General features: G+C 59.2%; 1 protein-coding gene. It reads right to left on the bottom strand.

What is annotated here, in order from left to right:
* Positions 1 to 338 precede the first annotated feature (338 nt).
* Positions 339 to 731 (bottom strand): transposase (locus AB6724_RS21820; protein ID WP_369340627.1); only part of this gene is annotated, 393 nt, incomplete at its 5' end.

Genomic DNA, 731 nt, shown 5'->3' with positions numbered 1-731 from the left:
GGGTCTACAGGGACTTTCCGGCAAGTCAACCGTTGACCTTGCATATTTCTGCCTCCGTCGTTGTTTAATCAGCGATTGGCGGGCGCGAACCTTGAAGCATTCACCAGGCAAGGACAGACTGCACATCTACAGGCGGGCTTGTTTCGGTGGTGAGCACCGAGGCCCCAGATACGAACCGCTCAGCAGGGCTCCATTCGAACTCAGTGGTCAAGCGATGCTTGCCACGGACCCAAAGCCGAGTTCACCTGCTGCCGGTCTGACCTGTGGTGAGCATCTTCAAACGCACGTCCAACAACCATCACAAACTGCTTCAATAGGAGGCAGGTAGCTGCACCAGGTTAGGCGCAACCTGGCAACGCGTCATGCGATCTTTGGCGCTGCCTAGGCATCGGCGGCACATGGCCCGCGTCAAACACCGTATCCCGCGTCATCACGCACCACAGGATTCTGGCGTTCTTGTTGGCCAGCGCCACGGCCGCTTTCTGCCAACCCACGCGGGCCTTGAGCTGCATCAGCCATTGGCTCAGTCGATCACTGCGTTTGGCTGCCGTGTTCACCGCAGACTTGGCGCCCTGAATCAGCAAGGTGCGCAGGTAGTCATCGCCGCGTTTGGTGATATTGCCGAGGCTGGTTTTACCGCCGCTGGAATTCTGGCTGGGCACCAGACCCAGCCAGGCACCGAATTGCTTGGCACTGCGGAACTGCTGGAACTCCCCCACGGTAGCCACCAG

The organism is Comamonas guangdongensis, assembly GCF_041079535.1.
Lineage (GTDB): Bacteria > Pseudomonadota > Gammaproteobacteria > Burkholderiales > Burkholderiaceae_C > Comamonas > Comamonas guangdongensis.
This window is presented reverse-complemented; position numbering and strand designations above follow the sequence as displayed.